The organism is Bradyrhizobium sp. AZCC 1578 (assembly GCF_036924675.1).
GTDB lineage: Bacteria > Pseudomonadota > Alphaproteobacteria > Rhizobiales > Xanthobacteraceae > Bradyrhizobium.
The window spans coordinates 2635287-2659250 of sequence record NZ_JAZHRZ010000001.1 but is presented as its reverse complement, the minus strand read 5'-3'; the positions used below and the strand labels follow the sequence as shown (position 1 = coordinate 2659250).

Genomic DNA, 23964 nt, shown 5'->3' with positions numbered 1-23964 from the left:
GTTCGCCAGCATGAATGCGCCCATCCGACTACCGCTGCCGCCAAGTCTCTACGCCGATACGGCGGTCGCGCCGGCACGGACGCCGCCGCTCGATGGAGACAAGGACGTTGCGGTCGTAATCATCGGCGGCGGTTTCACCGGGCTGTCCACCGCATTGCATCTGGCCGAGCAGGGCGTGAATGCGCTCGTGCTGGAAGCGCAACAGCCGGGCTGGGGCGCTTCGGGCAACAATGGCGGCCAAGTCAATCCGGGCCTCAAGCACGATCCCGACCAGATCGAGGCCGATTTCGGCGCCGAGCTGGGCGGCCGCATGATCGCGTTCGCTTACGGCACCACCAACTACACGTTCGACCTGATCCGCCGCTACCAGATTCCCTGCGAAGCAAGGCAGAACGGCACGCTGCGCGCGGCCTATAACGAGGCGAGCGCCGGGGGAATCGAAACCACGGCAAAGCAGTGCATCCGGCGCGGCATGCCGGTGACGCTCTTGAATCGCGAGCAGATGCGGGAGGTGACCGGTACCGACCGCTATCTCTGCGCCATGCTGGACAATCGCGGTGGCGACCTGCATCCGCTGAGCTATGCGCGCGGGTTGGCGCGCGCCGCGATCGCGGCCGGCGCAGCCGTCCATGGCGAGACGCCGGCGCTTTCGTTGTCGCGTGAAGGCGCGCATTGGCGCGTCGAGACGCCGCGCGGGATCGTGCGCGCCGAAAAAGTGCTGCTGGCAACCAACGGATTCACGGACGATCTGTGGCCGGGCCTCCGCCGCACTATCGTGCCGGTGTTTTCATCGATTGCGGCCACCGCGCCTCTATCCGAGGAGGTCGCGCGCGAAATCATGCCGACGCGCTCGGTGTTGTACGAGAGCGGCTACATCACGGTGTATTACCGGATCGATGCGCATAATCGTTTGCTGATGGGCGGACGTGGGCCGATGCGCTGGATCAGCAAGCCTGGCGATGTCGCCTATCTCATCCGCTATGCCGAACGGCTGTGGCCGCGGCTGAAAGGCGTGACCTGGACGCACGGCTGGAATAGTCGGCTCGCGATCACGCCCGATCATTATCCCCATGTGCATGAGCCGGCGGAGAATCTTCTGATCTCGCTCGGCTGCAACGGCCGCGGCGTCGCGCTCTCGACCGCGATGGGTGCACAGCTCGCGCGCCGTCTCGTTGGCGGAAGAGATGCTGTGATCGATATGCCGATCTCAGGCATCAAGCCGATGGCGATGCACGCGTTCTGGCCGCTCGGCGTCACCGCGGCCGTACTGGCCGGGCGGGTGCGGGACCGGCTGGGAATCTGACGCCGCGGCCGCGCAGCCCTCAAACAGCCAAACCGAGACATCGCCCGCCTTCGACGGAACCTTCCATCCCCCGCGAACGTTCGCTAGCGCAGGGCCGATTTCGAGGAGGTCAAGATGCGCAAGCAGTTACTGTTATCGACTGGGATTATCTGCCTGATGCTGGCACCGGGGCTGTCGTATGGCCAGGCCCCGGGCGGGAGAAGCGAGGAACCGAAGCAGATGCAGCCGAGCGATCGTGGCAAGGGTGCTGCATCGCAAGAACGCGGCGCCGAGCGAGCGCAGGAACGCGCCAAGGGCGCCGAGAAGGGTGCGGAACAGAAGGCTCAAGGCGCGGCGGGTCGTGAGGAAAGAGGACCCGGTTCCCGGCAGGCAGGAGAGAAGGGCAAAGCTGCACCTGGGGCCGAGCGTCCAACGGCTGCGAGCGAAGACAGCAAGCGTGGCCGCGGCGATGACGCGAAGAGGGCCACGGAGCAAACTAAGGGCGCCCGCCCGGGCGATCGGGAGGCCGATCGCGGCCGCGATGCCAAGGAGAGCGCTAAGGATAGTGCCAAAGACAGAACCAAGGGCACCGCCGAGTCCGAGAGGACCAAGAGCGGAACAACGACATCCCAGAAGGAGCGCGAGGGCACAACCACCACGCAGAAGGAGCCGAGCCGCGATCAACAGGACAGAACCTCGAAGGATGCGGCTGAACAGAGCAAGGACCGGCCGGCGACCGCGACTGACGCCACGCGCACACAGACCCAGACCAGCCAGACGCAGGACCGCCAGCAGATCTCGACCGAGAAGCAGGTGCGCATCTCCGAGACGCTGACCCGCGAACGTCTCGCGCCGCCGCAGCGCAATCTCAACATCTCGATCCGGGTCGGCGAGCGGCTCCCGCGCCATGTGCGGGTGCAACGGCTGCCACTTACGATCGTGTCGATCGAGCCGCAGTACCGCGGCTACGATTACTTCACGACCGAGGAGGAAATCGTGATCGTCGAACCCCGCACGCAGCGGATCGTGAGCCATATCCCCCGTGACACGTCGCGCATTCGCGCTGCAGGCGGCGAGGCCGCCGGCAGTGGACGTGCGGCCGACGCGATGGCTCAGGCCGGCGGTGCGCCCTGCCGTATCATGCGGCGGGATACCGCGGGCAATCTTACTGAGGTCTCGCCCACGACGGTTGGTTCGACCGCACCGCAGGATTCGATCAGCGTAAGCGTTCGTGCGCCGGGCGGCGGGGGATCGACGAACCCGATTGCACTGGGCGCCTCGGAAGGACAGATCGTGGTCACCATGCAAGGCGGCGAGTGCACGGTTACGCTTGAGCCACAGGCGCGGTAAGCGGGTGCGTCTGGTCTCGCAAGAGGCCGCCACGTCAGCCGGTTAGAAATGGAAAGTGCGGCATCCGATCTGCCGCACTTTTCCGGTTGAGCGGCATTTTTGTCATTGCCGCGCCGCTCCCCGGCGGCCTGTCCGCTTTCTATCCCTCCGCCACTGCCTCGCTCCAGGCGTGGAACGGCTCGGTGGCGCCGCTGTTGGTTTCGCCATCGCGCAGCACCGCGCTGGGGCAGGCGAACTTCATCGGCAGGTTCTGAATGCGTGCCTCCTCGTAATCGAAACGCGAGCCCAGCGCTTCGCGCGCGGCCTGCGGCAGGCGGACGTCGCCGATCACGATCGCGCCTTCGCTGGCGTCGATGCGTGGCTGATGGATTGCGGCATCGAGATCCATGCCGTAGTCCATCACGAAGGACAGAAGCTGACTTACCGCCGGCAGAATGCGCCGGCCACCCGAGGCGCCGACCGCGATGCGTCTTCCATCCGCCGCCTGCGCCAGCACGGGCGTGTAGTTGGTGAGGCAGCGTTTGCCCGGCGCCAGCGAATTTGGCGTGCCCGGGGTCGGGTCGAACCACATGATGCCGTTGTTCATGGTGATGCCGGTCTGGTTCGTCACGAATTTGGAGCCGAAAGTGGACAGCAAGGTTTGCGTCACCGCGGCCATGTTGCCGTCGCGGTCGACGGCGGAAAAATGCGTGGTGCAGGCAGGCGCCAGCGCTTCGGCGCCGAGCGCGCGCCTGCCGTCTTCATCGCCCATGTCCTTGAGGCGTTCGCGATACGCTTTTTGCAGCGCCGATGCATAGGCGATGTAGGCCGCGGCGTCCGGTCCGCTGCGCGCAGGCTCGAGATTTTCCTGCAGCAGACGAAGCGTGCGCGTCAGCGTCGGCCCGGCGGTGAGTTCGGGCGTCGCGAACACCTCGCCGCCGCGATAAGGGATCGCCAGCGGCTCGCGCACAATGCCGCGAAATGGCTTGAGATCCTCGGCCGACAGCGCGCCGCCGGCGGCCTGAATGTCGGCGGCGAGGCTTTGCGCCAGATCGCCTTCGTAGAAGTCGCGCGGGCCGGCGCTGGCGAGTTGCGCCATCGTGGCCTTGAGCCGATCCTGCGGCATGCGGACCTTGGACCTGATGCCCCATTGCGGATTCGGTGGCAGGCCGTCCTGGAGATAGGCGGCGGCGCTCGCGGGGTAACGCCGCAAGTCTGCTGCCGCGCTCGAAATCATCACCGTGGTCCACCAGTCGACCGCAAGCCCTTCGCCGGCGAGTGCAATGCTCGGCGCCAGCAACTCCTTCCACGGCAGTTTGGCGTAGCGGCGGTGCGCCTCTTCCATGCCGGCGACCACGCCGGGCACGGCGATCGAACTGGGGCCATGAATGTTGCGGTCGTCCTTTACCCGCGGCCAGGGGAAGATGTCGGAAGCCGCGCCACCGCCGGTCAGCGGATAATCTTCCACCCGCAGGCTCAGCGGCGCCCGCATGCCGTAGTCGATCACCTCATAGCGGCGTTCGCCCGCCCGGTAGAGCACCATCGCGCCGCCGCCGCCGACCCCGCTCATCCAGGGCTCCAGAACGCCAAGCGCAAACGTCGTCGCGATCACGGCATCGATGCAGTCGCCGCCCGCGGCCAGCACCTCGGCCCCCACCTGCGCCGCCCTGCTTGATTGCGCAGCGACGATGCCGCCTCTGGAAGTGACGGCCGGCTTGCGTACCGCTTGGGTATTGGAGAACTGGTCGCGCATCGGATTGCCTTTGATTCCCTGTAACGTGTCTGGTTGCCGGTCGGGCAGAAGATCTCGTCGACGTCATTACACCCTAAAAATCTCAGGCCAGCCATGACAGAATGACATGCTGGGAATTCGCATCGCCCGTCTTCGTGTTGGCGTCTTGCGTCGGACAATGGCACATTGCGAACGATGACCGTATCCACAAAGGAGCATACTGGCTTGACCGCCGACGCATTTATTCATCTGCCGGAGCTGCGGGCCCGGGTAACGCACCCGGAAAAGTCGCTGCTGCGCCTGACGCCAAAGATGTTTTCGATGTGGGAGCAGCGGGCGCGGGCCGCGGGATGGCCGGCAGGCTGGCGGCTGTCGGACGAAGCGATCGAGGCGTCGCGGCTTGCGGTGCTCGGCGATCATCCTGATGGCGACGACCTCTGGGTCTACTCCTACGGTTCGCTGATGTGGGACCCCGGCTTTCACTTCGCCGAAGTCCGGCTCGCCGACGTCGAAAATTATCAGCGCCGCTTCACGCTGAAGATCAATCTCGGTCGGGGATCGCACGACTATCCGGCGCTGATGCTCTCGCTCGAGCCGCAATTGGGATGTTGCCGCGGGCTGGCGTTCCGCATTGCGGCCGATTCCGTCCATGCCGAGACCGCGATCCTGTGGCGCCGCGAAATGCTGCGCGGCGGCTATGCGCCGGCGATGGTGCCGATGACGACGCCGCAGGGACCAATCACCGCACTCGCCTTCACCTCCAACCGGTCGCACCCGAGTTATGTCGGCGAACTGCCGCTCGCCGAGACCGCCGCGATGATCGCGACCGGGAAGGGCGTTCTCGGCACCAACCGCGAATACCTCCTGCAACTGGCGACGCAGTTGCAGGCGTTGGAGATCGAGGATCCGTATGTCGCGCAGTTGCATGCGCAGATCGGCGGCGCTCCCGGTGCTTGAGGCGGTCACCTCACGGCGGCCTGCCGAGTCTACTTTCAAACAATGTTTCAGGCTGATTTTCCCGCACAATCCGGCATCCTGACGCAAGTGCTGGACGCGGATAGTTGGCATCATAAGAGCCGCCGCGCGGAGACAATCGACGCCGAAATAATCAATGGAGAGGGCGCGCATGACTGGGGAGATCAAGTCGCACTACGAGGTCGTTGTCGTCGGCGCGGGCGTGTCGGGCATTTACCAGATCAAGCGGCTGGCCGATCTCGACGTGGATGCCCTCGTGCTCGATGCCGCCCCCGATCTCGGGGGAACCTGGTACTGGAACCGCTATCCCGGCGCGCGCTTCGATTCCGAGAGCTACACCTACGGCTATTCGTTCTCGAAAGAGCTGCTCAACGAGTGGCACTGGCAGGAGCGGTTTTCGAGCCAGCCGGAGAATCTTCGCTACCTCAACTATGTCGCCGACAAGTTCGATTTGCGCAAATACATGCGGTTCAACCGCAAGGTGGAAGCGGCGGCGTTCGACGAGGGCTGTCATCTGTGGCGGCTCCGGCTCGACGATGGGCGTGAACTGAGCTGCCGATTCCTCATTCTTGCGGTCGGGTTGCTCTCGGTACCGACGCTGCCGCGGCTTGAGGGCATGGAGACGTTCAAGGGGCGTTCGTTCCATACCTTCTATTGGCCGCACGAGCCGGTTGAACTCTCCGGCAAGAAGGTCGGCATCATCGGCACCGGCGCCACCGCGATCCAGGTGATCGGCGAGATCGCCGACAAGGTCGGCGAACTCACTGTGTTTCAGCGGCGTCCGAACTGGAGCGCGCCGCTGAACAATAGTCCGATCTCGGACGAGGAAATGGCCGACATCCGTTCGCGCTACGATGAAATCTTTGCCGCCTGCAAGCGCACGCCCGGCGGCTTCGAGCACGAGCCGGACCGGCGCGGCTTCTATGAAGCCACCCGCGAGGAGCGGATCGCGCTGTGGAACAAGCTCTATGACGAGCCCGGCTTCGGGATCTGGCTCAGCAATTTTCGCGAGATTTTTACCGACGAGGCGGCCAATGCCGAGTTTTCCGCTTACGTCGCCGATCGCATCCGAAGCCGCGTGAAGGACCCGGTGACGGCGGAAAAGCTGATTCCGAAGGATCACGGTTTTGGCGTGCAGCGGGTGCCGCTGGAGACCAATTATCTCGAGGCCTACAACCGTGACAATGTGCATCTCGTCGACATCAGCGAGACGCCGATTCTGCGAGTCACCGAAACGGGCCTGCGCACCAGCGCGCGCGATTACGAGCTCGATATCATCGTTTACTCCACCGGCTTCGATGCCATCACCGGTGCATTCGACGCGATCGACATCGCCGGCGTCGGCGGAGTGAAGCTCGCCGACGAATGGCGCGAGGGACCCTCGACCTTTCTCGGCATGATGGCGCATGGCTTTCCGAACTTGCTGATGCCGACCGGGCCGCAAAGCGGTTCGGCTTCGACGAATTTTCCGCGCGGCATCGAGAACGGCGTCGGCTGGTGCATGGGCCTGCTCGGCCACATGTGGGACCGCGGCTACACGCGGGCCGAGCCAACGGCCGAAGCGCAGGCGCGCTGGACCGCGCACGTGACCAAGATGTACGCCATCATGCTGATGCGCAAAGCCAAGTCGTGGTTCACCGGCTACAATTCCAATATCCCCGGCCACGAGCACGGCAAGACTCGGTATCTCGTTTATAATGGCGGCACGCCGAAATATGTCGCGGCGATCACCGAAGTTGCCGATAGCGGGTATGAGGGAATCGTGTTCGATGCGGGCGCACGGGCAGCGGCGAGGTCCGCGGCCGCCGCGGAGTAAAATACGCATAAAGGCTGAGCGTAGGATGGGTTGAGCCTACAGGTCCGCCTTCGGCCGGCCCGGTGAAGGACTCCGCGAAACCCATCGTCTTTGGAAAGGCGATGGGTTTCGCAAGAGCTCAACCCATCCTACGAGTTCGAGTTCGATCGTCGCGCTCGCGCCTTTGCTTGCATCACGTCACTGCGCCCGCAGCAGCCGCCTGGGATGAACGCCATCGACATAGCCCATGAACGGCGGATGGATCGAATAACCGATCAATTCGCGAGCGCGCTCGGGCAATTTGCTGGCGACCTCGGCAGGGACCGCGAGCGCCATGTTCTCGAGTTGCCGCACCCAGCCCACGCAATATTGCGGCGTGATGATCAGGCGCGGCTGGTCCGACCGGTTGGCGCCACCACGGTGCCATAGCGTTCCCTTGGTGATGGCCAGCGAGCCGGATGGCATGATCAGCTTCACGGCGTCAGGCCTGTCGCCTTCCTCGTGACCGGCTTCGTTAGTGAAATGAGTTGGCTTCACCGCGCCCTCGATATATTGCCCGTCCCACAGATGGCTTCCGGGAATGATTTCGGTGGCGCCATTTTGCTCGGTCGTATCATCGATCGCCCAGAACGTGCTGATGCCAAGGGCGGGGCGGGGGCGCGGAATCTTCACGCCGCTGTCGTCGAAATGCCAGGGCTGGACGGTCTCGCCGGGATGGAGATTGATCGCGAGCAGAGCAGACAACAGGCAGCTCTCGCCGAGTTCGGCTTCCACAAAGGCCATCGCGAGCGGATGGATCGCGAGCTCGGCGAAGACAGGCGCTTTCGCCAGCAGAGCATACACGCGGTTGGTTCTGGTACCTTCGAAATCGTTGCGGCCGAACAGATCGCGCGCCAGATGCGGCGCCAGCGCCGCGCGGATTTCGGCCACGCGGTCGGGCGCAAGAACACGTTCGAAGATCAGGTAACCGCTGCGGTCGAACTCTTCCTTTAAGGAGGCGAATGAGCGTGCCCCGAGCCAGGGCAAAACCTGCTTCGCTGCCGCTGCCATCTGCGCTCTCCCTCGTGAGCCCGGTCAAGCCAGGCCTCTTGCGGCATATCATACGCAACTAAAGGCGTTTTTCACGAGATTTCTGCAGCGTCGACGGTGGCGCAGATCATGATCGCGGTGCGAATGCGTAGCGGAACGTGCAGCTCGGCGCGCCCTGCATCAGCGTTTGGTCGCGCCTGAGGCTGACCTCGTTGCCGCCGGCTGCCGCGATATCGAAATCGGTGGCGCAGACCAGCAGAGCGCCGAGTTCCGGCTCGCCCAGCGCGCGGAAGAATTCCGCGAACCGGCAATGCGTGACGTCGAATTCCAGCGCCGCCTCATCGTGCCGGCGCATCTCGACCGTTACTTCCCGCTCGGTAACTTCGGCAAGCGCGGTATGCATGGTGGCCCATTTGCGCCGCGCGCTGCCCTCGACGTTCTCGCCGATGGCGGCGAACAGCGCCTTCGACCAGTCGCGCAAGGCTTGTCGCGCAATCGCGTCAGCCTTTTCCTGGCCCAGTTCCGCGCGCAGCGCCCGCAGCATCGGCACCAGCACCTGCGCCTGGATCCGCGTTTTGTCCAACAGCGACAGGCGAGGATCGACCATATAATCGTCGAGCACGTTCATCGCAGTATCCTTTGGTTTCCCGACCTTCAGCGAGATTCGGCTGCCGGCGAGGCGAGCGCAACCGAGATAAATTGAACGATTGACTTAGAAAATCTGATGCATGACACGCAAAGCGCCAAGGCCGCGCAAACGCCCGTCGTAAGCGGTTCAAATCTTTTGGCCGCTCGGATGAAGCCGAGCGGCCGTTGCCTCGTGCCTATCCCGCAGCCGCGTTGACCGCGATCGGCGAAGCGCCTTCGCCGCTCTCTTCCAGCTTTCGCGGCAACCCCGCAAAACTGCGCAACGCTTCGGCCATCCTGGCACGCGGGCTGACGCCGGTGATCACCACATCCACCATCATCAGGGACGTGTGGATGTGGCCACGCGCCTGCAGTTGCTCGACGGGCACGCCTGCGGCGGCCATCGCCTCGGCATATTCGATCCCCTCGTCACGCAGCGGATCGAACTCGCAGGTCGCCACGAACGCCGGCGGCAGGTTCGCCAGATTGCCGCGCAGCGGCGAGGCGCGCGGGTCGGTGCGGTCCGCGGGCGAACAATAGATATCCCAGAACCAGAACATCAGCGCGCGCGTCAGGAAATAGCCGATCGCATTGTCGGTGTAGGATGGACGGTCGAACTGGCAATCGGTGACCGGGCACACCAGGAGCTGGCCTGCGATCTGCGGGCCGCCGCGGTCGCGTGCGAGCTGGCAGGTGACGGCGGCGATATTGGCGCCGGCGCTCCAGCCCGCGACCAGCACGGGTCCCGGCCGGCCGCCGAGTTCGGTGGCATGCTCGGCGATCCAGCGCGTTGCCGCATAGCCATCCTCGGCCGCGGCGGGGAAGCGATGCTCGGGCGCGTGGCGGTAGCCGACACTGGCGACGATCATGCCGCTGCGGCGACAGATGTCGCGGCAGAACGGATCGTCGGATTGCTCATCGCCCAACACCCAGCCGCCGCCGTGGAAATAGACCACGATCGGATGCGGCCCAGGCGTTGCCGGCCGATAAAGACGATACTGCAGCAGGCCATCGGCGCCGTGCAGCACGCCGTCGCCGACCTCGCCGACCGGCCGCCCGGCAGGCCGTCCCTTGTTGAACTCGGTGAGGAAGTCGCGCGCGCCCTGTGCGCCGAGCGACTCGATCGCCGGCAGGTTCATCTCCGCCAGCATGCCCAGCACCAGCCGCACGTCCGGCTGCAGGCGCACGACCTGGCCGTCATTGCATTGCTCCGCAACGTTCGGGCCGGTGAGTTTGAAGCCGAGCATGCCGCGGGCGACGACCTCGTTGCAAATGCTGCGATAGGGGCCGACGCCGCCGGTATAGGGCATCACGCCTTGCGCCTTGCCGGGCACGTTGGCGCCCGTATACCAGGTGTTGGCGAGCCGATGCAGCGTCAGCGTCGAACAGTCGGCCATGTGCTGCGCCCAGCCGGCCTGCGCCGTCTCGGTCGCGTCGATGGTCGTGAAGCCGGCCTCGCGCATCGCCGCCAGCCGGTCAACTACCCAGTCGACATGCTGCTCGATCGAGACCGCCATGTTCGACAGCACCGACGGGCTGCCCGGGCCCGTGATCAGGAACAGATTGGGGAAGCCTGAGACCGTGAGCCCGAGATAGGTCTGCGGACCGTTGGCCCAGACGTCGGACAGCGATTTGCCATCGCGGCCTGTGATCGGATGAACGGCCTTGATGGCGCCAGTCATGGCGTCAAAACCCGTGGCGAACACGATCACATCGACGTCGAACGTGCGCTTGCCGGTCGTGATGCCCGAAGCCGTGATCTCTGTGATCGGCTCCTTTCGCAAGTTCACCAGCGTGACGTTGGGGCGGTTGAACGTAGCGTAGTAGTTGGTATCGAGGCAGGGACGCTTGGCGCCGAACGGATGGTCGCGCGGGGTCAACGCTTCCGCCGTCTCGGCGTCCTTGACGATCTCGCGGATCTTCTCGCGGATCAGGTCGGCGAGCAGCGCATTGCCGTCGACGTCGACGCCCTGGTCGGCCCAGAGCTGAGTCAGGATGTAGACGAGATCGCCGGCGGCCCACGCCTGCTCGAACCGCTCGCGGCGCTCGGCATCGCTCAACTGCCAGCTCACCGCCATCTGCTGCGGATAGGGGACGCCTGCGAGCGACCACCGCGCCTGCTCGCGATAGCCGGCGCGGTCGCCCTGCAGCAGTGCGAGCCGGTCCGCCGGCGCGGAACCGTTGTGGGCGGGAAGGGCGAAATTCGGCGTGCGCTGGAAAACGCTGAGATGCGCGGCCTGCTCGGCGAGCAGCGGGATCGACTGGATGCCCGATGATCCCGTGCCGATGACGGCGATGCGCTTGCCGGCGAGCTTGACCTCTTCGTGCGGCCAGCGGCCGGTGAAATAGATCTCGCCCTTGAAGTCCTTGACGCCGTCGATCTCCGGCGGCTTGGGCGCAGAGAGGCAGCCGGTCGCCATGATGTAATAGTGAGAGGAAACATCAGCGCCATTGCTGGTCGTGAGCCGCCAGCGTTCGGCCGCCTCATCCCAATTTGCCGCCGTGACCTTGGTACCGAAGCGGATGTCGCGCCGCAGATCGTATCTGTCGGCGACGAAACCGAGATAGCGCAGGATCTCGGGTTGCGTTGCGTATTTCTCTGACCATTGCCACGCGCTTTCCAGCTCGGGATCGAAGGTGTAGCTGTAGTCGATGGTCTGGATGTCGCAGCGTGCGCCGGGATAGCGGTTCCAGTACCAGGTGCCGCCGACATCGCCGGCCTCCTCGATCACGACCGCCGAGAAGCCGGCCTTGCGCAAGCGATGCAGGAGATAGAGGCCGGCAAACCCGGCGCCGACGACCGCGACATCGACCTGTTGTGTCGTACCGCTGTTTGTCGCTTCAGAAGAACGTGCTGCGACCGCTGCGTCTGGCATGCCACTCCTCCCGTATGTTTTATGGTTGGGAGGAGGCTACTGCTGCGTGTTCAGTTTGTCATCAGGACATATGCAATCGTTGAGTGTTTGCTGCAGACGCGCGCTGCGGCGGCTCCGAGTCCGCGATTTCGCGAATTTCTCCGCGAGTGGCAGCGACTTAACCGCAACGCTTTTCGCTCTACATCTTCTACCGGACTGCATCCCCGATGTCGTCCCTGCGAACGCAGGGACCCATACCGCGTGATCTCTCGATAAGGCAGCGTCGCAGGCGTCTTTCGCAAAACGTCCGCCGGTGGTTAGGGGTCCCTGCGTTCGCAGGGACGACATCGAGTATGCCGCGCGCTCGTTCGCTAGACGCGCTTGCGTCGCTCATTCGTGCGCCGGCGCTCTATTCCGCGGGGCGCCCAATTCAGGCTGAAATCGAGTGTGAAGTCACGAAAACTTTCCACGGCGGGTGACAGCGATGCGCTGTTCCGGACGAACATCGCGATCTTCCATTTGACCGTGGGTTGTGTGAGCGGCAGGAACGCCAGTCCGAAGCCGCGCACCAGCGGCTCCGCCATCGAGGGGCAGATCACGGCGCCCTGTCTCACCCGCAGCATCGATAGCGCGGTGTTCACCCGGTGCACCGGAACCAGCTCCTTCGGGTGATGCCTAGGCGGCACGTTGCTCAACACATTGACGGCGATGTTGGGCATGTAGTTGAGCAGGGGCCGCTCGCGGAGATCCTTCCAACTGACCGACTTGCCCTTTGCCAGCGGATCATCGCTACGCAGCGCCACCCAGAGCGGGTCGGCGCAAATCATGTGCACCTCCATCGATTGATCGGGAACGACGCCTGCCGGCCCGAAGCCGATGTCGGTCGAGCCGTTCTGCAGGCCAGCCAGCACCTCCTGGATCGGCACGTCGTCAAAGCGGACGTCCACGCCGGGATGGCTGTTGTTGTATTCAGCGATCAGCTCCGGCAGCAGCGTGCACGATAAGGTCTCGGGCGCGGCTACGCGCACCAGTCCGCGGCGGAGCTCCTTCAGGTTGGTCAGGCTCTCCAGCGCCTCGTCGAGGTTCGACAGCACGCGCCGCGCCATCGGGGCGAAGATCTCGCCGACGATAGACGCAGAAACCTTGCGGGTGGTGCGGTCCAAGAGGCGGACGCCGACGCGGCTCTCGAGTTCCTTGATCAGGCCGGACAGCGCCGCCTGCGACAAGTGCATGGCCTTGGCGGCTTCCGAGAAGCTCGCGGTCTCCAGCACGGCCACATAGGCGCGCAACTGCCGCACTGTCACATCCATCGCCATACCGCGTCCCCCGGCATCGTCGTTTCTGTATTCATAGGGCGAGCTTATCAATTGGTCAAAAAATACACATTGTTCGATAGAAGGCGCGTATCTATCGTTGCATCCTCTATAGGATGAAGGGCCCGGCGATCCAGCCGTGCGATCGCGCCAATGTGGCTCGAATAAAAATGGGATGGACGCGACGAGCTGCCCCGCATTTTCAGGCGGCTCAAAAAGAGGCATTCATGAAAGTCACACGCCGAACCTTGCTCGGGACCATCGCCGCCTGCCTCTCGGCAAGCCCCAGCTTCGAGGCATTTGCCCAAGGCGATTGGCCGTCACGGCTGGTGCGGCTGGTGTCGCCCTACGGCGCCGGCGGAGCCAACGACATCTCGCTGCGTATTCTGGCCGAGCAGCTTGGGCGCAGCCTTAACCAACAGTTCATCGTCGAGAACAAGCCGGGGGCGGGCACGCGCATTGCCAACGAGCTGGTCGCGCGCGCAGCAGCGGACGGATACACCTTCCTCTATGCCGCCGCGCCCTATGCCACCGCCGAAGCGCTGTTCGGAAAACTGAAATACGAGCGCAAGGATCTGCAGCCGGTTGCGATGACTGTCATGGCGCCACTGTTCCTGATCGTCAACGCCAAGGCGAGCTTCAAGAATTTGCAGGAGATGATCGCCTACGGCAAGTCGCAGCCGGACGGCCTGACCTTCGCCTCGCCGGGCGCGGGCTCTCAACCGCATCTGGCGGCCGAGTTGCTGCTGAGAGACGCCGGCGTTAAGGGTCTCAACGTGCAGTACCGCGGCGATGCGATGGCCTACACGGAGTTGCTCGCCGGCCGCGTCGATGCCACCCTGACTGCAATCAGCACGGCGTTACCGCACATCCAGAACGGCGATTTCCGCGTGCTCGGTGTCGCCTCCGCCGAGCGCAGCGCGATCTACCCGCAGGCTCCGACCTTGCGCGAGCAAGGCTTTCCCAACGTGGTGGCCTCGGGATGGTTCGGCTTCATGTCGCCGGCAGGGACGCCGCAGCCGATCGTCGAGCGGATGCAGCAAGAGATCAATCGCGCGCTCGCCGACGCCGAGGTGAAACAGAAGCTGCTGGCCCAGGGGCTGGAAGCCCGCGCCGGCTCGGCCGCCGAATTCGGCAGGTTCATCGACAACGAGACACGGAAATGGAGCGAGGTGATCCGCGCCGCAGGCCTCAAAGGCGAATAGGGCGTTCAGTTCGCATACAGGCCTTCGACGATCGGCAATCGCGCGGCGCGCAGCGCCGGAAACAGTCCGCCGATCAGGCCCACGATCAGCGCGAGTGCCACGCCCTCGGCGATCAGCCAGGGGCTCAGCTTGAAGTCGAACACCACCTGGGTGAAGTTGCCGCCAAGCGTCGACGCCGTGACGCCATCGAATATCAGGTAAGTCGCGGCCGCGCCTAACAGGCCGCCGATGACGGCGAGCAACAGCGATTCGGCCAATGTTCCGACAAAAGCCGGGAAACCGCCGAACCCGATGGCGCGTAGCGTTGCGATTTCCGTCGCGCGCGCGGCGACCGACGAATACATGGTGTTGAGCGCTCCGGCGACCGCTCCGAGCGCCATCGCGATCGCCAGCGGCCAGCCGAGTTTCTGAATCAGGTCGGAGGTTTGCGAGGCCTGCTCGGCAAAGTAACTCGCTTCGGATTTGACATCGAGCTTCAGCCGCGGATCGTTGTCGCTGTAGCTTTTGAGCTCATTCAGTGCAGCCGGTCCGGTGAGCCGCGCGCGCACGGTCTGGACGATGTTGTTGCGGTTGAACAGGCTCTGGACCACGGAAAGATCGGCCCAGATCTCTGATTCGAACACGCTGCCGCCGGCCTCGAACACGCCGACGACGGTCCAGCGCGTGGCGCCAAACGATACTGTGGAGCCGAGGTCCAGCCCCTCAAATTCCCGCAGCAATGCCTTGCCGACCACCACTTCGTTGCTGCCGCGACTGAACATGCGGCCTGCGGTGATGCGAACGTCCTTGCGCAACTCGGAGCCCTGTTCGCCGATCCCGCGCAGCGGCAGATTGGCCTTGGTCTTGGTCGTGCGCTTGATGCCGTCGACCACAAGATAGAGTTCCGGCGAGATCAGCGGCTTGCCGTCGCTACCGCGCGCAATCCCAGGTCCATCCTCGATCAGCCGCACCTGATCGCGGCTCACGGTGCTGTTGATCTCGGCCTGCGAGCCGGCCCGCAGCACGATGGCAATGTCGTCGGCACCGGATCCCGCAATGGTGCGCTGGAAGCCGTTCGCCATCGCCAGGAATGCGAGCAGCACGATCACTACCAGTGCGATTGCGATCACCGTCGAGAGCGAAAGCCAGCGGCGCTGCGAAATGCTCTTGAGATTGATGGCGGTGACCGCCGCCACTTGAAGCCAAAGCGAACGCATGCCTATCCCCGTCCGAGCGCGGTTGCAATTTTGAGCCGCATGGCATTGAGCGCCGGGATGATCCCGGTGATCAATCCAAGCGCGATCATCAGCGCCAATCCCTGCAGCGCTATCGTCGGCGATACTGCAAACGCGGGCGCGATGTTGGCGAGGCTGGTGCGGAGCGCCATCGCAATCAGCGCTGCAATCGCAAGGCCCGGAATGCCGCCGAGCAGCGCCAGCAGCACGGATTCGCCGAGCACCATCGTCAGGATCCGCGGACCTGAGAAGCCGAGCGTCTTCAGCACGCCGATCTCGCGGGTGCGCTCGCGGATCGAGAGCGCCATCGTGTTGCCGACGATCATCAGGATGGTGATGAAGGCCGCGCCGACCACCAATAGCACGATCAGGGCGATATTGCCGAACTGCGCCGCGAACGCCTTGCCGAATGCTTTTTCGGTGTCGGTCGAGGTCTCGGCGGTGGAGTTGGCGAACATCGCGTCGATGGTCTTGGCCACGCGGTCGTTGTTTTCCGGCGAGGTGGTCTGCAGGATCATCCAGCCGATGGTGTCCTTTCCGAAGCTGCGGGTCTCGTCGAAATAGGGATACTGGAACAGGAGGAAGTTGGTATCGACGTGCTGGGCCTTGCCCTTGGCGATGGCGACAATGGTGAGATCCCAGGTATGACCACCGCTCTTCTGGCTGAAGATGTTGCTATTGAGAGGAATCCGATCGCCGATCTTCCAGCCCCACTTCTGCGCCAGCGTTTCACCGACCACCGCGCTGCCGCGGTCGCGGATGAAGGCCTGAAGCTGCTCGGGAGGAACGTCGATTTCGCTGCGATAGACGTCGAAGTAGGTGTTTGGCTCGATCGCGAGCGCCATGATGAAGTTCTTGGGGTCCTGATAGTAACCGCCGAACCAGTTGGCGAATGTCACCTGCCGCACCCCTTCCACCGCTTTTACGCGGTTGAAATAGGCGATCGGCATCGGCTGGGTGAAGTTGATCTTGTTGACCGTGATCATCCGATCAGCGGCGGCGGCATCCTCGCCGGCGGTGAAGGCACGGTAAAATCCGGCGAGCACGCCGAAGATCATGAAGGCGATCAGGATCGACACGATCATCAAGCTCGCGCGCAATTTGCGGCGGAACAGGTTTTTCCTTACCAGATCGAAGTCGTTCACGCGGCAAGCTCCCGTTCGACGAAGCGGCCCTTGTCGAGATGCAAGACGCGCTTGGCATAGTTTGCCGCCGCGGGATCGTGGGTGACCATCACGATAGTCTTGCCGAGCTCGCCGTTGAGCAGTTGCAGGATCGACAAGATTTCGTCGGCGGATTGACGGTCGAGATCGCCGGTCGGTTCGTCGCACAGCAACAGGTTCGGGTCCGAGACGATGGCGCGCGCAATCGCCACGCGCTGCTGCTGGCCGCCCGACATTTCGCGCGGACGGTGCTTGACGCGATCGGCGAGCCCGACCACGGAAAGCGCGGTGTGAACACGCTCGGCGCGTTCTTTGCTCCGCAATTTGGTGAGCAACAGCGGCAGTTCGACATTCTGCGCGGCCGTCAGCATCGGCATCAGATTATAGAACTGGAAAATGAAGCCGATATTGGCGGCCCGCCAGGCCGCCAGTTCGCCCTCGGAGAGGCCGTCGATGCGATGGTCCGCCACCGCAATCTCGCCCGCGTCGACGCGATCGATGCCGCCCAGCAGGTTAAGTAGCGTCGTCTTGCCCGAACCCGATGGCCCCATCATGGCGACGAAATCGCCGCGGGGAATCGCAAGATCGAGATGGTCGAAAATCGAGATGGTTTCCTTGCCCTTGGTGAAGCGCTTGCTTACGCCGGTAAGGCGGACCATCGGGTGTTCGGCTGTCACGTTTGTCTCCTCTTTGAATCGGTCGGGAGCTAGTTCGCGGCGCTGGCGTCGGCGGAGCCGTTCGCCTTGGCCTCGCGCATAAAATTCACCTTCACGGCCATGTCGGGCAGAATGCGAGGGTCCTTCTTTTCGAAGCGAATGCGGACCTTCACCGTGGCCTTCTCGCGGTTTGCAGTCGGCACGATCGCGATGACGGAGGCGGGAATGGTCCAGTCCGGATAGGCATCCAGCACCGCATTCACGGGACCGCCGGGGGTGACGCGGCCGATGAAGGCCTCGTTGACGTCGACCTCGATTTCGATCGAATCCATGTCGACGATCGTGCAGATGCCGGTGCGGGTGTAGCCGCCGACCGACATCGGTGAAATCATCTCGCCGGGTTGAGCGCTGCGGTCGATGACGACGCCGGCAAACGGTGCGCGGATTTGGTGCTTGTCGAGCATCGAGCCGCTGCGCTTGGCGTCGATCTTGGCGGTCTCGAGTTGCGACTGCGCCTGGCGCAATTGCGCACTGAGCACGCCGACCCGAGCCTGCGCCTTGGTCAGATCGGCCTCGGTGGCAAAGTTCTTCTGCGACAAGGTCTGTACCCGCGACATGATCCGGGTCGCATCCTCAAGATCGGCGCTGATCGCGGCCACGGCGGCGTCGGCGGTCTCGACACGCGAGCGCGCCAGCTCATAGTCCCTTTCAGCCAGCACGCTGTCGAGCCGCGCGACGACTTGCCCTTCGGTCACCGTCCTGCCTTCGTCGGTGAAGACCTCGACCACCTTGCCGGTAATTTCGGCCGCAACGGTTGCCTTGCGGCGCGCCACCACATAGCCGGAGGCCGCCAGGCTGCCGGCCGCCTTGCCATTCGTTGCGGGCTGCTGAGGCTGCTGCGCTTGCGGCTGTGAGGCAGGCTGCGGTGCGGTTTGCGATGTCGTCTCTTTGGGCTGGTCCTGCCTGCGCAATTCGAAGGCGGCAAAGGCCGCAAATGCGACGACGACGCAGGCGGCAACGGCCGCCGAGATCGGCAGCCAGCGGCTCTTCGGTCGCTCCACCTTGCTGGCGCTGCGATCGATGGTCAGCGATCTCAGCAATTTGCTCTTGTCTTCGCGCATCGTTCATTTCCATCCGGCTGCTCGCTGCAGCTTCCGCGCGGGCGACGTCGTCCTCGCGCGGGCGGTCTCTCTTACAGCCGATCTGCACGTCTCGCCATAGCAGCGGTCGAGCCCTCAGCTTTTTCGTGAGGCGGCGACCCCGGCTCGGTTGTAGATCACGTTCAGCTCTCGCGCGCGCCAGGCGGCGCCCATTTTCGACGAGCGAATTGCGGAAATCTAAAGCCTAATGGCGATAGAAGCAATTCTTGGAACCAGCAAGAGTTGTATGCGTCGCACCGCCAATTGCCAAGCTAAGCATCGCGGATCCCTGCGTAGACGCCTATGATCGTGAAATGACCTCAAAACCCGGCAAAAATCTTGCAATCGGAACCCTGTCATTGGACCCGCGCGTATGATTTTCGGCGCAAAGATACATAATGCTAGGGTTGAAAGCCCACCAGCCGGCAGGGCTTTCTTAAGACCATATTTCTGGCGCTCGCATTTACAAATGTTCCAAGACAAGAGCTTGAGGAATCGCGGAAGCCTCATCATGGTTGATCTGCCTATGACGAGACGCCAGCCTGTTTTGATGTGGCTTGGTGCTATCAGCGCCATCGTCAGGATACTCCTAGCAGTAACCCTGGTTTGGTGCGCGAGCGCGATGGCGGCGGCGGGAGCTGATCTGTATCGGGTGCAGACCGTCGTCACGGGACAGGACGAGGCCAACCGCATCATCGGCTTTGCCTCCTGTCTGGAGGACGTCCTGATCAAGGTGTCCGGCGCACAGAAACTTGCAGGTGACCGTCGATTGGCGGCGTACAAATCGAACGCGAAAAGTTTCGTCAGAGCATTCAGTTATCGCGACCAATTTTTGGGTAAGCCAATTCGTGACGAGCAGGGCACCCGAGATCGGCCCTACGATCTGACCGTCGACTTCGAGGAAAAGAAAATCGACGACATTCTCAAGGCGCTTGGTTTGAAGCCGTGGCTTTCACATCGCCCGCGCCTTGCCGTCTTTGTCGAGATGGAGAACGGCCCGAGGAACTTTATCGTCACGGCGGATGGAGCTCAGTCCGATTTGCAGCGCGACGCGTTGCTCGCAGCCGCCGACCGGCGCGGGATGAACGTCGTGCTGCCCCGCATGGCTGCGTTGGCGAAATCGAACCTAGAAGGCGCGAAGCTCGAGACTGCGCCATCGTCGACTCTGGGGCCGCTCGCGACCGAGCAGGGCGGGGAACTCGCGTTGGTCGGACATCTGGTCTGGAATGATCGCGAGCTTGGGTGGATCACGCGTTGGCGAATGGACTGGCAAGGCCGGACGCACCGCTGGCAAATCCGCGGCGTGACTTTCGACGAGGCTTTCCGACGTGGCGTCGGCGGCGCGGCTCAGATTCTATCAGATAACGGCGATCCGGGCGGCCGCGACCGACGCTGACGGAATTGGCCGCAGATTTGGCAGGATCTTATGGGCTCACCCGATCTGGATCGCCACTTTGCCGAAATGCGCGCCGCTCTCCATGTGCGCAAAAGCGTCTCTGACCTGATCGAAACGGAACGCTCTGTCGATCACTGGCTTCATGCCATTGGTGGTGATCGCGTCCACCATCGCCTGGAGATCCTCGACCGATCCGACGGTGACGCCCTGCAGCCGCTGCTGCTGCATGACCATCAGGGGGAGCCGCAGGTCGGACGGTGGCGGCCCGGCGAGCACGCCGATAAACGCGATCGTGCCGCCGATCCTGGTCGCCCGGATCGATTCATTCAACGTGCCGACCCCGCCGACCTCCACGACCAGGTCGACGCCGTGACCGCTCCATTCGCGGGCTTTCTTCCCCCAGTCGGGTGTCGTCTTGTAGTTCAAGGTATAGTCGGCACCGAGCTGCTTGAGGCGTTCGATCTTCGCGTCGCTGGATGAGGTCGCGATGACGCGCGCGCCGCACATTTTGGCGAACTGAACTGCGAACAGGGATACGCCGCCGGTCCCCTGCGTCAGAACGGTTTGACCAGGCTTCACGCCACCGAGCTTGACGACCGCGCTCCAGGCCGTGAGCCCGGCGCAGGGAAGCGCGGCGGCTTCGATGTCGCTGAGGTGCTCCGGCGTTCGGACCAGCGCGTGCTTCGGAAAGACCCGATACTCGCTAAGGACGCCGTCGACCGCGCCGCCGAGGGCTGAGCGCATTTTTGCTTCGCTCGGTTCGCCGCCGATCCAGCTTTCGAAGAAGCTGCCGATGACGCGGTCGCCGGCTGCGAATTCCCGCACGCCCGGGCCGACCCGCTCGATGACGCCTGCGCCGTCCGAAACCGGCACGAGTGGAAATTTCTGACGCGAGCCGTAACCGCCCTTGACCGTAATGAGATCGCGATAGTTCAGCGTTGCCGCCCTGAGCCGAACCAGCACCTGGCCGTCGCCGGGCTCCGGCACAGGCTTGTCCACGAGGGCAAGTCCATCGATTCCGCTCGGTCCCTGTAGTTCGTAGCACTTCAACGGAGATCTCCTTCGACGCGGTCCGGTGAGCGCTATATTGCCGCAAATGTTCCGGTTCCGCCAACCTTGCGAGTCAGAATCGCGCGGCCATCTCGGCCAGCCGCCGATGCGCGCCTTCGCGAGCCGCCCGGATCGGTTCGAGCGGCCCCGTCGTTGGTCCGATCGGCACGAAACGCACATCGCTGACGCCGATGAAGCGCAGCGCCTCACGCAGGTAGGGCGTCGCCATGTCGATGCGGCCGCGATTCATGCCGGTGACGAAGTCGCTGCCGCTTGCCAGGATCACCACCGTCGGTCTGTCTGCGACCAAGGGCAGATATCCCTGCGCGGGATCGAACCGGAACGTAAGCCCAGGCTGCGTGATCACGTCAATCCATTGTTTCAGCTTGTAAGGAATCCCAAAATTCCACATCGGCGTCGAAATCAGCACGCGGTCGGCGAGCGCGAACCGCAGCGCGATGCGCTCGGCGACCGCAAAGGCGTCGCGCTGTGAATCGGTGAAGGCCCGCCCATTGATGCGGGCATATTTGGCCTCCAGTACATAACCCTCGAATTCCGGCAGGTGATCCCGCCACAGGTTCATCACGTCGATGTCCCAGTCCGGCCGCGCCTGGCGGAAGCGGTCGATAAAAACGTGCGCGCCGGCCGAAGATTCCGAGTCCGCGCGCGGCGAGCAGCTCAGGTGAAAGAGTTTTGGCATGGCCGCGCTCTGGTCATCCTAATCCCCTGATAACCGCATCGGCGTTGGTGACGACGGCGACGTTCTGCATGGCAAAATTGATGGAGGCGTTGTGCCAGTCGGCGTTCATGGTCGAGCAGCAGTCTTCCGGCACGACCATAAAGTAGCCCTTGTCTGCGCCGGTGCGGGCGGTGTGCTCGACCGACATGTTGGTCCAGGCGCCGGTGTTGATGATCATGTCGCGGCCGGTCGCCTTCAGGATGGTTTCCAGCCGCGTGCCTTCCCAGGCGCTCATGCGCATCTTCTCGACCACGAAATCGCCGGCGCGCGGCTCAAGCCCCGGAACCGGCGCGGCGCCCCAGCTTCCGCGCACCATCGCGCCGCTATCGACCAGCCCCTCGAACAAGGGAGCGTTGAGCGTGACGCCGGGCGCGCCCGGTTCGACGATGAACCAGACATGGATGATGACGACGCCGCGGGCCCGTGCGGCCTCGGCAAGGCGGCGGACATTGTCGACCACCCGCTGCTGCCGCGCATGGACGGGCGATCCGGAATCGGCGAACGCGCCGCCCTCCATGATCACGTCGTTCTGCAAATCCTGAATGATCATGGCGCAGCGGCGCGGATCGAGTTGCATGTCGCCGCTGGTAAGTTGTGGTGAGGCGGGCTGCGCGGCACCGATATCGGGGCCGGTCGAAATCCGCCCGCTCATATAGGGCTCATGGCGCGGCCCGGCTTTGACCGGAATCGCATAGACCGAATGCGTGGCGGTCAGATAGAGCGTGCGAAACTCGGGTCCGCCCCAGGTGAGATTGGCGACGAGTTCGGGAACGCGCACCTTGCCGAGCAACTCGCCTGATGGCGAATAGACCCAGACACCGCCGGGCGCCGTGACCCAGACATTGCCGCGCTGGTCGCACTTCATGCCGTCGGGCAGGCCGGGCTCGAACTCGGAATGAATGCCGCTGGCGAAGACGCGCGCGTTGGCGAGCGCGCCATCAGTTTCGACGTCGAAGACGCGGATCAGGGCCTGCGTGGTGTCGTTGACGTAAAGCAGGCGCTCGTCGGGCGCGAAACAAAGGCCGTTCGGCTGATCGAACATGTGCCGATCGACCACGAGTTTCGGTGGGCCCCCGCCGGGCGGCACGCGAAAAACGCCCTGGAAGCCGAGCTGGCGCGGCCGCTCGACGCCATAGACCGGCATGCGACCGTACCAGGGATCGCTGAAATAGATCGCGCCGCTCGAATGCACGCAGACGTCGTTCGGGCTGTTGAGCTCCTGATTCTCGAAATGCGAGGCAATCACCTCGCGCCTTCCGTCGGGACGTTCGCGGATCAATGACGAGGTGGCGTGCTCGCAGACGATCAAATTGAGCCCGGCGTCATAGGTCATGCCGTTGCATTTGTTGGAGGGGCGCTTGACCTCGACGACACCGCGCTTGGCGTCCCATCGCCGGCGCACGTCGGCGGGCATGTCCGAAAACAGCAGATACTGATGAATCGGATGCCAGATCGGCCCTTCCGTGAATTCGAAACCGGTGCCGACCTGGCCGACCGGCGCATAGGGGTCGATCAACGTTTCGAATTCCGGGCGCAGCGTGACGTGCGTCATCGGTCCGTCCTTTCAGCGCTCAGGCCGGAAACCAATTGCGTTGCGGCAGGCTCTGCACCACGGGGCCTGGCACCTGGTCATGGAGCCGGCCGACCACCATGCCGCCTTCGATCTTGGCCGGCCGGTCGTGGACCGGGAGCAGATAGCGCGAGTTGCTCAGGAGTTTTTTGATGGCCGCCTTCTCCGCCCGCTTGCTGGTACCGTGATTGCCTGTCGTGCGCGGTTCCCAATCGTGAATCTCGTTGAAGGGCGTGACGATCTGGTCGTTGAAGTCGTAGATTACATCGCCGCAGATGGTGGCGATGCCGTCAGCGGTATGAACATGAATGTTCATCGAACCTTCGGTGTGGGCGTTGGCGGCATCGCAATAGACGCCCGGCATCAGTTCGATTGGGCCGGTCACTTCGAGATCGAGGAAACGCAGCGCGCTCCTGGTGTGCAGGCGGTCGATCAGGTGCTTGATATCGGGCGCCGGATATTGCGGATGCATCAACCCGGAGACGGAATATTCCAGCTCCTTGCGGTTGAGCACGACGGTGGTGTTCATCGGAAACAGATCGTCCTTGCCGGCATGATCGATGTGCAGATGGGTGTGGCAGACGAAGCGGACGTCGCCCATGCGCACGCCGTGGCGCGCGAGCTGATTCTCGATCATGTTCTCGTGGTATTGCAGACCGCGCATGCCCAGCGTTTCCATGATCTGGTTGGAGCGGTAGCCGGTGTCGACCACCACCGGATAGGGCCCGCCGACGATCAGGAAGCCCAGCGTCAGGACGCGGCGGGTCCGGCCGCAATCGCGGCCGAGCACGAGAAAGCTCGATTCCAGTTCGATATCCCCATAGTCGAGGATTTTGATTTCAAGCGGCATATGTTCCCTCCCACGTTCTTTTAATTGGCGGTCTGCGCGTGCGCC

19 protein-coding genes are annotated in these 23964 nt (G+C 63.7%); 6 read left to right on the top strand and 13 right to left on the bottom strand.

What is annotated here, in order from left to right:
• Positions 1–10: 10 nt before the first annotated feature.
• Together V1290_RS12785 and V1290_RS12780 are read left to right on the top strand one after the other, a co-directional pair.
• A complete protein-coding gene (locus V1290_RS12785) occupies positions 11–1303 on the top strand; it encodes an NAD(P)/FAD-dependent oxidoreductase (protein ID WP_334364731.1) in 1293 nt (430 codons plus the stop codon).
• A 114-nt stretch (positions 1304–1417) separates the two neighbouring features.
• Positions 1418–2632, top strand: coding sequence for a DUF1236 domain-containing protein (locus tag V1290_RS12780; protein ID WP_334364730.1), 1215 nt, complete (start codon positions 1418–1420; stop codon positions 2630–2632).
• A 139-nt stretch (positions 2633–2771) separates the two neighbouring features.
• Here the strand turns inward: V1290_RS12780 and V1290_RS12775 are convergent, their stop codons facing one another.
• Positions 2772–4364 carry a gamma-glutamyltransferase family protein gene (locus tag V1290_RS12775; protein ID WP_334364729.1) on the bottom strand — a complete coding sequence of 531 codons (1593 nt, stop codon included), beginning with the start codon at positions 4362–4364 and terminating at the stop codon, positions 2772–2774.
• Between the two features lie 204 nt (positions 4365–4568).
• On the opposite strand from V1290_RS12775, the gene V1290_RS12770 reads away from it, so the two are divergent.
• Together V1290_RS12770 and V1290_RS12765 are read left to right on the top strand one after the other, a co-directional pair.
• A complete protein-coding gene (locus V1290_RS12770) occupies positions 4569–5300 on the top strand; it encodes a gamma-glutamylcyclotransferase (protein ID WP_334364728.1) in 732 nt (243 codons plus the stop codon).
• 169 nt (positions 5301–5469) lie between these two features.
• Positions 5470–7134 carry a flavin-containing monooxygenase gene (locus V1290_RS12765; RefSeq protein WP_334364727.1) on the top strand — a complete coding sequence of 555 codons (1665 nt, stop codon included), beginning with the start codon at positions 5470–5472 and terminating at the stop codon, positions 7132–7134.
• A gap of 177 nt (positions 7135–7311) precedes the next feature.
• On the opposite strand, the gene V1290_RS12760 is transcribed toward V1290_RS12765, so the two are convergent.
• The 4 genes from V1290_RS12760 to V1290_RS12745 all read right to left on the bottom strand — a co-directional run bounded on the left by V1290_RS12760 (position 7312) and on the right by V1290_RS12745 (position 12940).
• The gene (locus tag V1290_RS12760; RefSeq protein ID WP_334364726.1) at positions 7312–8163 is read right to left on the bottom strand and encodes a phytanoyl-CoA dioxygenase family protein; all 852 of its coding nucleotides are present in this window, start codon (positions 8161–8163) and stop codon (positions 7312–7314) included.
• A gap of 106 nt (positions 8164–8269) precedes the next feature.
• Entirely contained in the window at positions 8270–8770 is a 501-nt protein-coding gene (locus V1290_RS12755) for an L-2-amino-thiazoline-4-carboxylic acid hydrolase (protein WP_334364725.1), read from the bottom strand.
• A 196-nt stretch (positions 8771–8966) separates the two neighbouring features.
• On the bottom strand, positions 8967–11645 hold the full coding sequence (locus tag V1290_RS12750) for an alpha/beta hydrolase fold domain-containing protein (RefSeq protein WP_334364724.1): 2679 nt from the start codon (positions 11643–11645) through the stop codon (positions 8967–8969).
• 350 nt (positions 11646–11995) lie between these two features.
• Entirely contained in the window at positions 11996–12940 is a 945-nt protein-coding gene (locus V1290_RS12745; protein WP_334364723.1) for a LysR family transcriptional regulator, read from the bottom strand.
• Positions 12941–13164: 224 nt separating this feature from the next.
• Between V1290_RS12745 and V1290_RS12740 the strand changes: the two genes are divergently transcribed.
• Positions 13165–14142 (top strand): Bug family tripartite tricarboxylate transporter substrate binding protein, encoded by a 978-nt coding sequence (locus V1290_RS12740; RefSeq protein ID WP_334364722.1) that lies wholly within the window; start codon positions 13165–13167, stop codon positions 14140–14142.
• A 5-nt stretch (positions 14143–14147) separates the two neighbouring features.
• On the opposite strand, the gene V1290_RS12735 is transcribed toward V1290_RS12740, so the two are convergent.
• The 4 genes from V1290_RS12735 to V1290_RS12720 are packed head-to-tail and all read right to left on the bottom strand — an operon-like array spanning position 14148 to position 18296.
• Positions 14148–15338: an ABC transporter permease gene (locus V1290_RS12735; RefSeq protein WP_334364721.1), complete on the bottom strand. Its 1191-nt coding sequence runs from the start codon at positions 15336–15338 to the stop codon at positions 14148–14150.
• Between the two features lie 2 nt (positions 15339–15340).
• Positions 15341–16501: an ABC transporter permease gene (locus V1290_RS12730; protein WP_334364720.1), complete on the bottom strand. Its 1161-nt coding sequence runs from the start codon at positions 16499–16501 to the stop codon at positions 15341–15343.
• Positions 16498–17178 carry an ABC transporter ATP-binding protein gene (locus V1290_RS12725; protein ID WP_028347190.1) on the bottom strand — a complete coding sequence of 227 codons (681 nt, stop codon included), beginning with the start codon at positions 17176–17178 and terminating at the stop codon, positions 16498–16500. Before V1290_RS12725 ends, V1290_RS12730 begins: the two co-directional genes overlap by 4 nt.
• Before the next feature lie 47 nt (positions 17179–17225).
• Entirely contained in the window at positions 17226–18296 is a 1071-nt protein-coding gene (locus V1290_RS12720; protein ID WP_334364719.1) for an efflux RND transporter periplasmic adaptor subunit, read from the bottom strand.
• Between the two features lie 529 nt (positions 18297–18825).
• On the opposite strand from V1290_RS12720, the gene V1290_RS12715 reads away from it, so the two are divergent.
• Positions 18826–19710 carry a DUF2066 domain-containing protein gene (locus tag V1290_RS12715; RefSeq protein WP_334364718.1) on the top strand — a complete coding sequence of 295 codons (885 nt, stop codon included), beginning with the start codon at positions 18826–18828 and terminating at the stop codon, positions 19708–19710.
• 36 nt (positions 19711–19746) lie between these two features.
• Here V1290_RS12715 and V1290_RS12710 read toward each other — a convergent pair whose 3' ends face one another.
• The 4 genes from V1290_RS12710 to V1290_RS12695 form a co-directional block, all read right to left on the bottom strand.
• Positions 19747–20760: a zinc-dependent alcohol dehydrogenase family protein gene (locus V1290_RS12710; protein ID WP_334364717.1), complete on the bottom strand. Its 1014-nt coding sequence runs from the start codon at positions 20758–20760 to the stop codon at positions 19747–19749.
• A 73-nt stretch (positions 20761–20833) separates the two neighbouring features.
• A complete protein-coding gene (locus V1290_RS12705; RefSeq protein ID WP_334364716.1) occupies positions 20834–21460 on the bottom strand; it encodes an FMN-dependent NADH-azoreductase in 627 nt (208 codons plus the stop codon).
• A 13-nt stretch (positions 21461–21473) separates the two neighbouring features.
• Positions 21474–23051: an isochorismatase family protein gene (locus tag V1290_RS12700; protein WP_334364715.1), complete on the bottom strand. Its 1578-nt coding sequence runs from the start codon at positions 23049–23051 to the stop codon at positions 21474–21476.
• Between the two features lie 19 nt (positions 23052–23070).
• The gene (locus tag V1290_RS12695) at positions 23071–23919 is read right to left on the bottom strand and encodes an MBL fold metallo-hydrolase (RefSeq protein ID WP_334364714.1); all 849 of its coding nucleotides are present in this window, start codon (positions 23917–23919) and stop codon (positions 23071–23073) included.
• Between the last annotated feature and the right edge of the window lie 45 nt (positions 23920–23964).

What these genes read in the sequence shown, in the direction of transcription:
- V1290_RS12785 (WP_334364731.1), top strand. Translation starts at nt 11, where the DNA reads ATGAATGCGCCCATCCGACTACCGCTGCCGCCAAGTCTCTACGCCGAT.
- V1290_RS12780 (WP_334364730.1), top strand. Translation starts at nt 1,418, where the DNA reads ATGCGCAAGCAGTTACTGTTATCGACTGGGATTATCTGCCTGATGCTG.
- V1290_RS12775 (WP_334364729.1), bottom strand. Translation starts at nt 4,364, where the DNA reads ATGCGCGACCAGTTCTCCAATACCCAAGCGGTACGCAAGCCGGCCGTC.
- V1290_RS12765 (WP_334364727.1), top strand. Translation starts at nt 5,470, where the DNA reads ATGACTGGGGAGATCAAGTCGCACTACGAGGTCGTTGTCGTCGGCGCG.
- V1290_RS12760 (WP_334364726.1), bottom strand. Translation starts at nt 8,163, where the DNA reads ATGGCAGCGGCAGCGAAGCAGGTTTTGCCCTGGCTCGGGGCACGCTCA.
- V1290_RS12755 (WP_334364725.1), bottom strand. Translation starts at nt 8,770, where the DNA reads ATGAACGTGCTCGACGATTATATGGTCGATCCTCGCCTGTCGCTGTTG.
- V1290_RS12750 (WP_334364724.1), bottom strand. Translation starts at nt 11,645, where the DNA reads ATGCCAGACGCAGCGGTCGCAGCACGTTCTTCTGAAGCGACAAACAGC.
- V1290_RS12745 (WP_334364723.1), bottom strand. Translation starts at nt 12,940, where the DNA reads ATGGCGATGGATGTGACAGTGCGGCAGTTGCGCGCCTATGTGGCCGTG.
- V1290_RS12740 (WP_334364722.1), top strand. Translation starts at nt 13,165, where the DNA reads ATGAAAGTCACACGCCGAACCTTGCTCGGGACCATCGCCGCCTGCCTC.
- V1290_RS12735 (WP_334364721.1), bottom strand. Translation starts at nt 15,338, where the DNA reads ATGCGTTCGCTTTGGCTTCAAGTGGCGGCGGTCACCGCCATCAATCTC.
- V1290_RS12725 (WP_028347190.1), bottom strand. Translation starts at nt 17,178, where the DNA reads ATGGTCCGCCTTACCGGCGTAAGCAAGCGCTTCACCAAGGGCAAGGAA.
- V1290_RS12720 (WP_334364719.1), bottom strand. Translation starts at nt 18,296, where the DNA reads ATGCGCGAAGACAAGAGCAAATTGCTGAGATCGCTGACCATCGATCGC.
- V1290_RS12715 (WP_334364718.1), top strand. Translation starts at nt 18,826, where the DNA reads ATGGTTGATCTGCCTATGACGAGACGCCAGCCTGTTTTGATGTGGCTT.
- V1290_RS12705 (WP_334364716.1), bottom strand. Translation starts at nt 21,460, where the DNA reads ATGCCAAAACTCTTTCACCTGAGCTGCTCGCCGCGCGCGGACTCGGAA.
- V1290_RS12700 (WP_334364715.1), bottom strand. Translation starts at nt 23,051, where the DNA reads ATGACGCACGTCACGCTGCGCCCGGAATTCGAAACGTTGATCGACCCC.
- V1290_RS12695 (WP_334364714.1), bottom strand. Translation starts at nt 23,919, where the DNA reads ATGCCGCTTGAAATCAAAATCCTCGACTATGGGGATATCGAACTGGAA.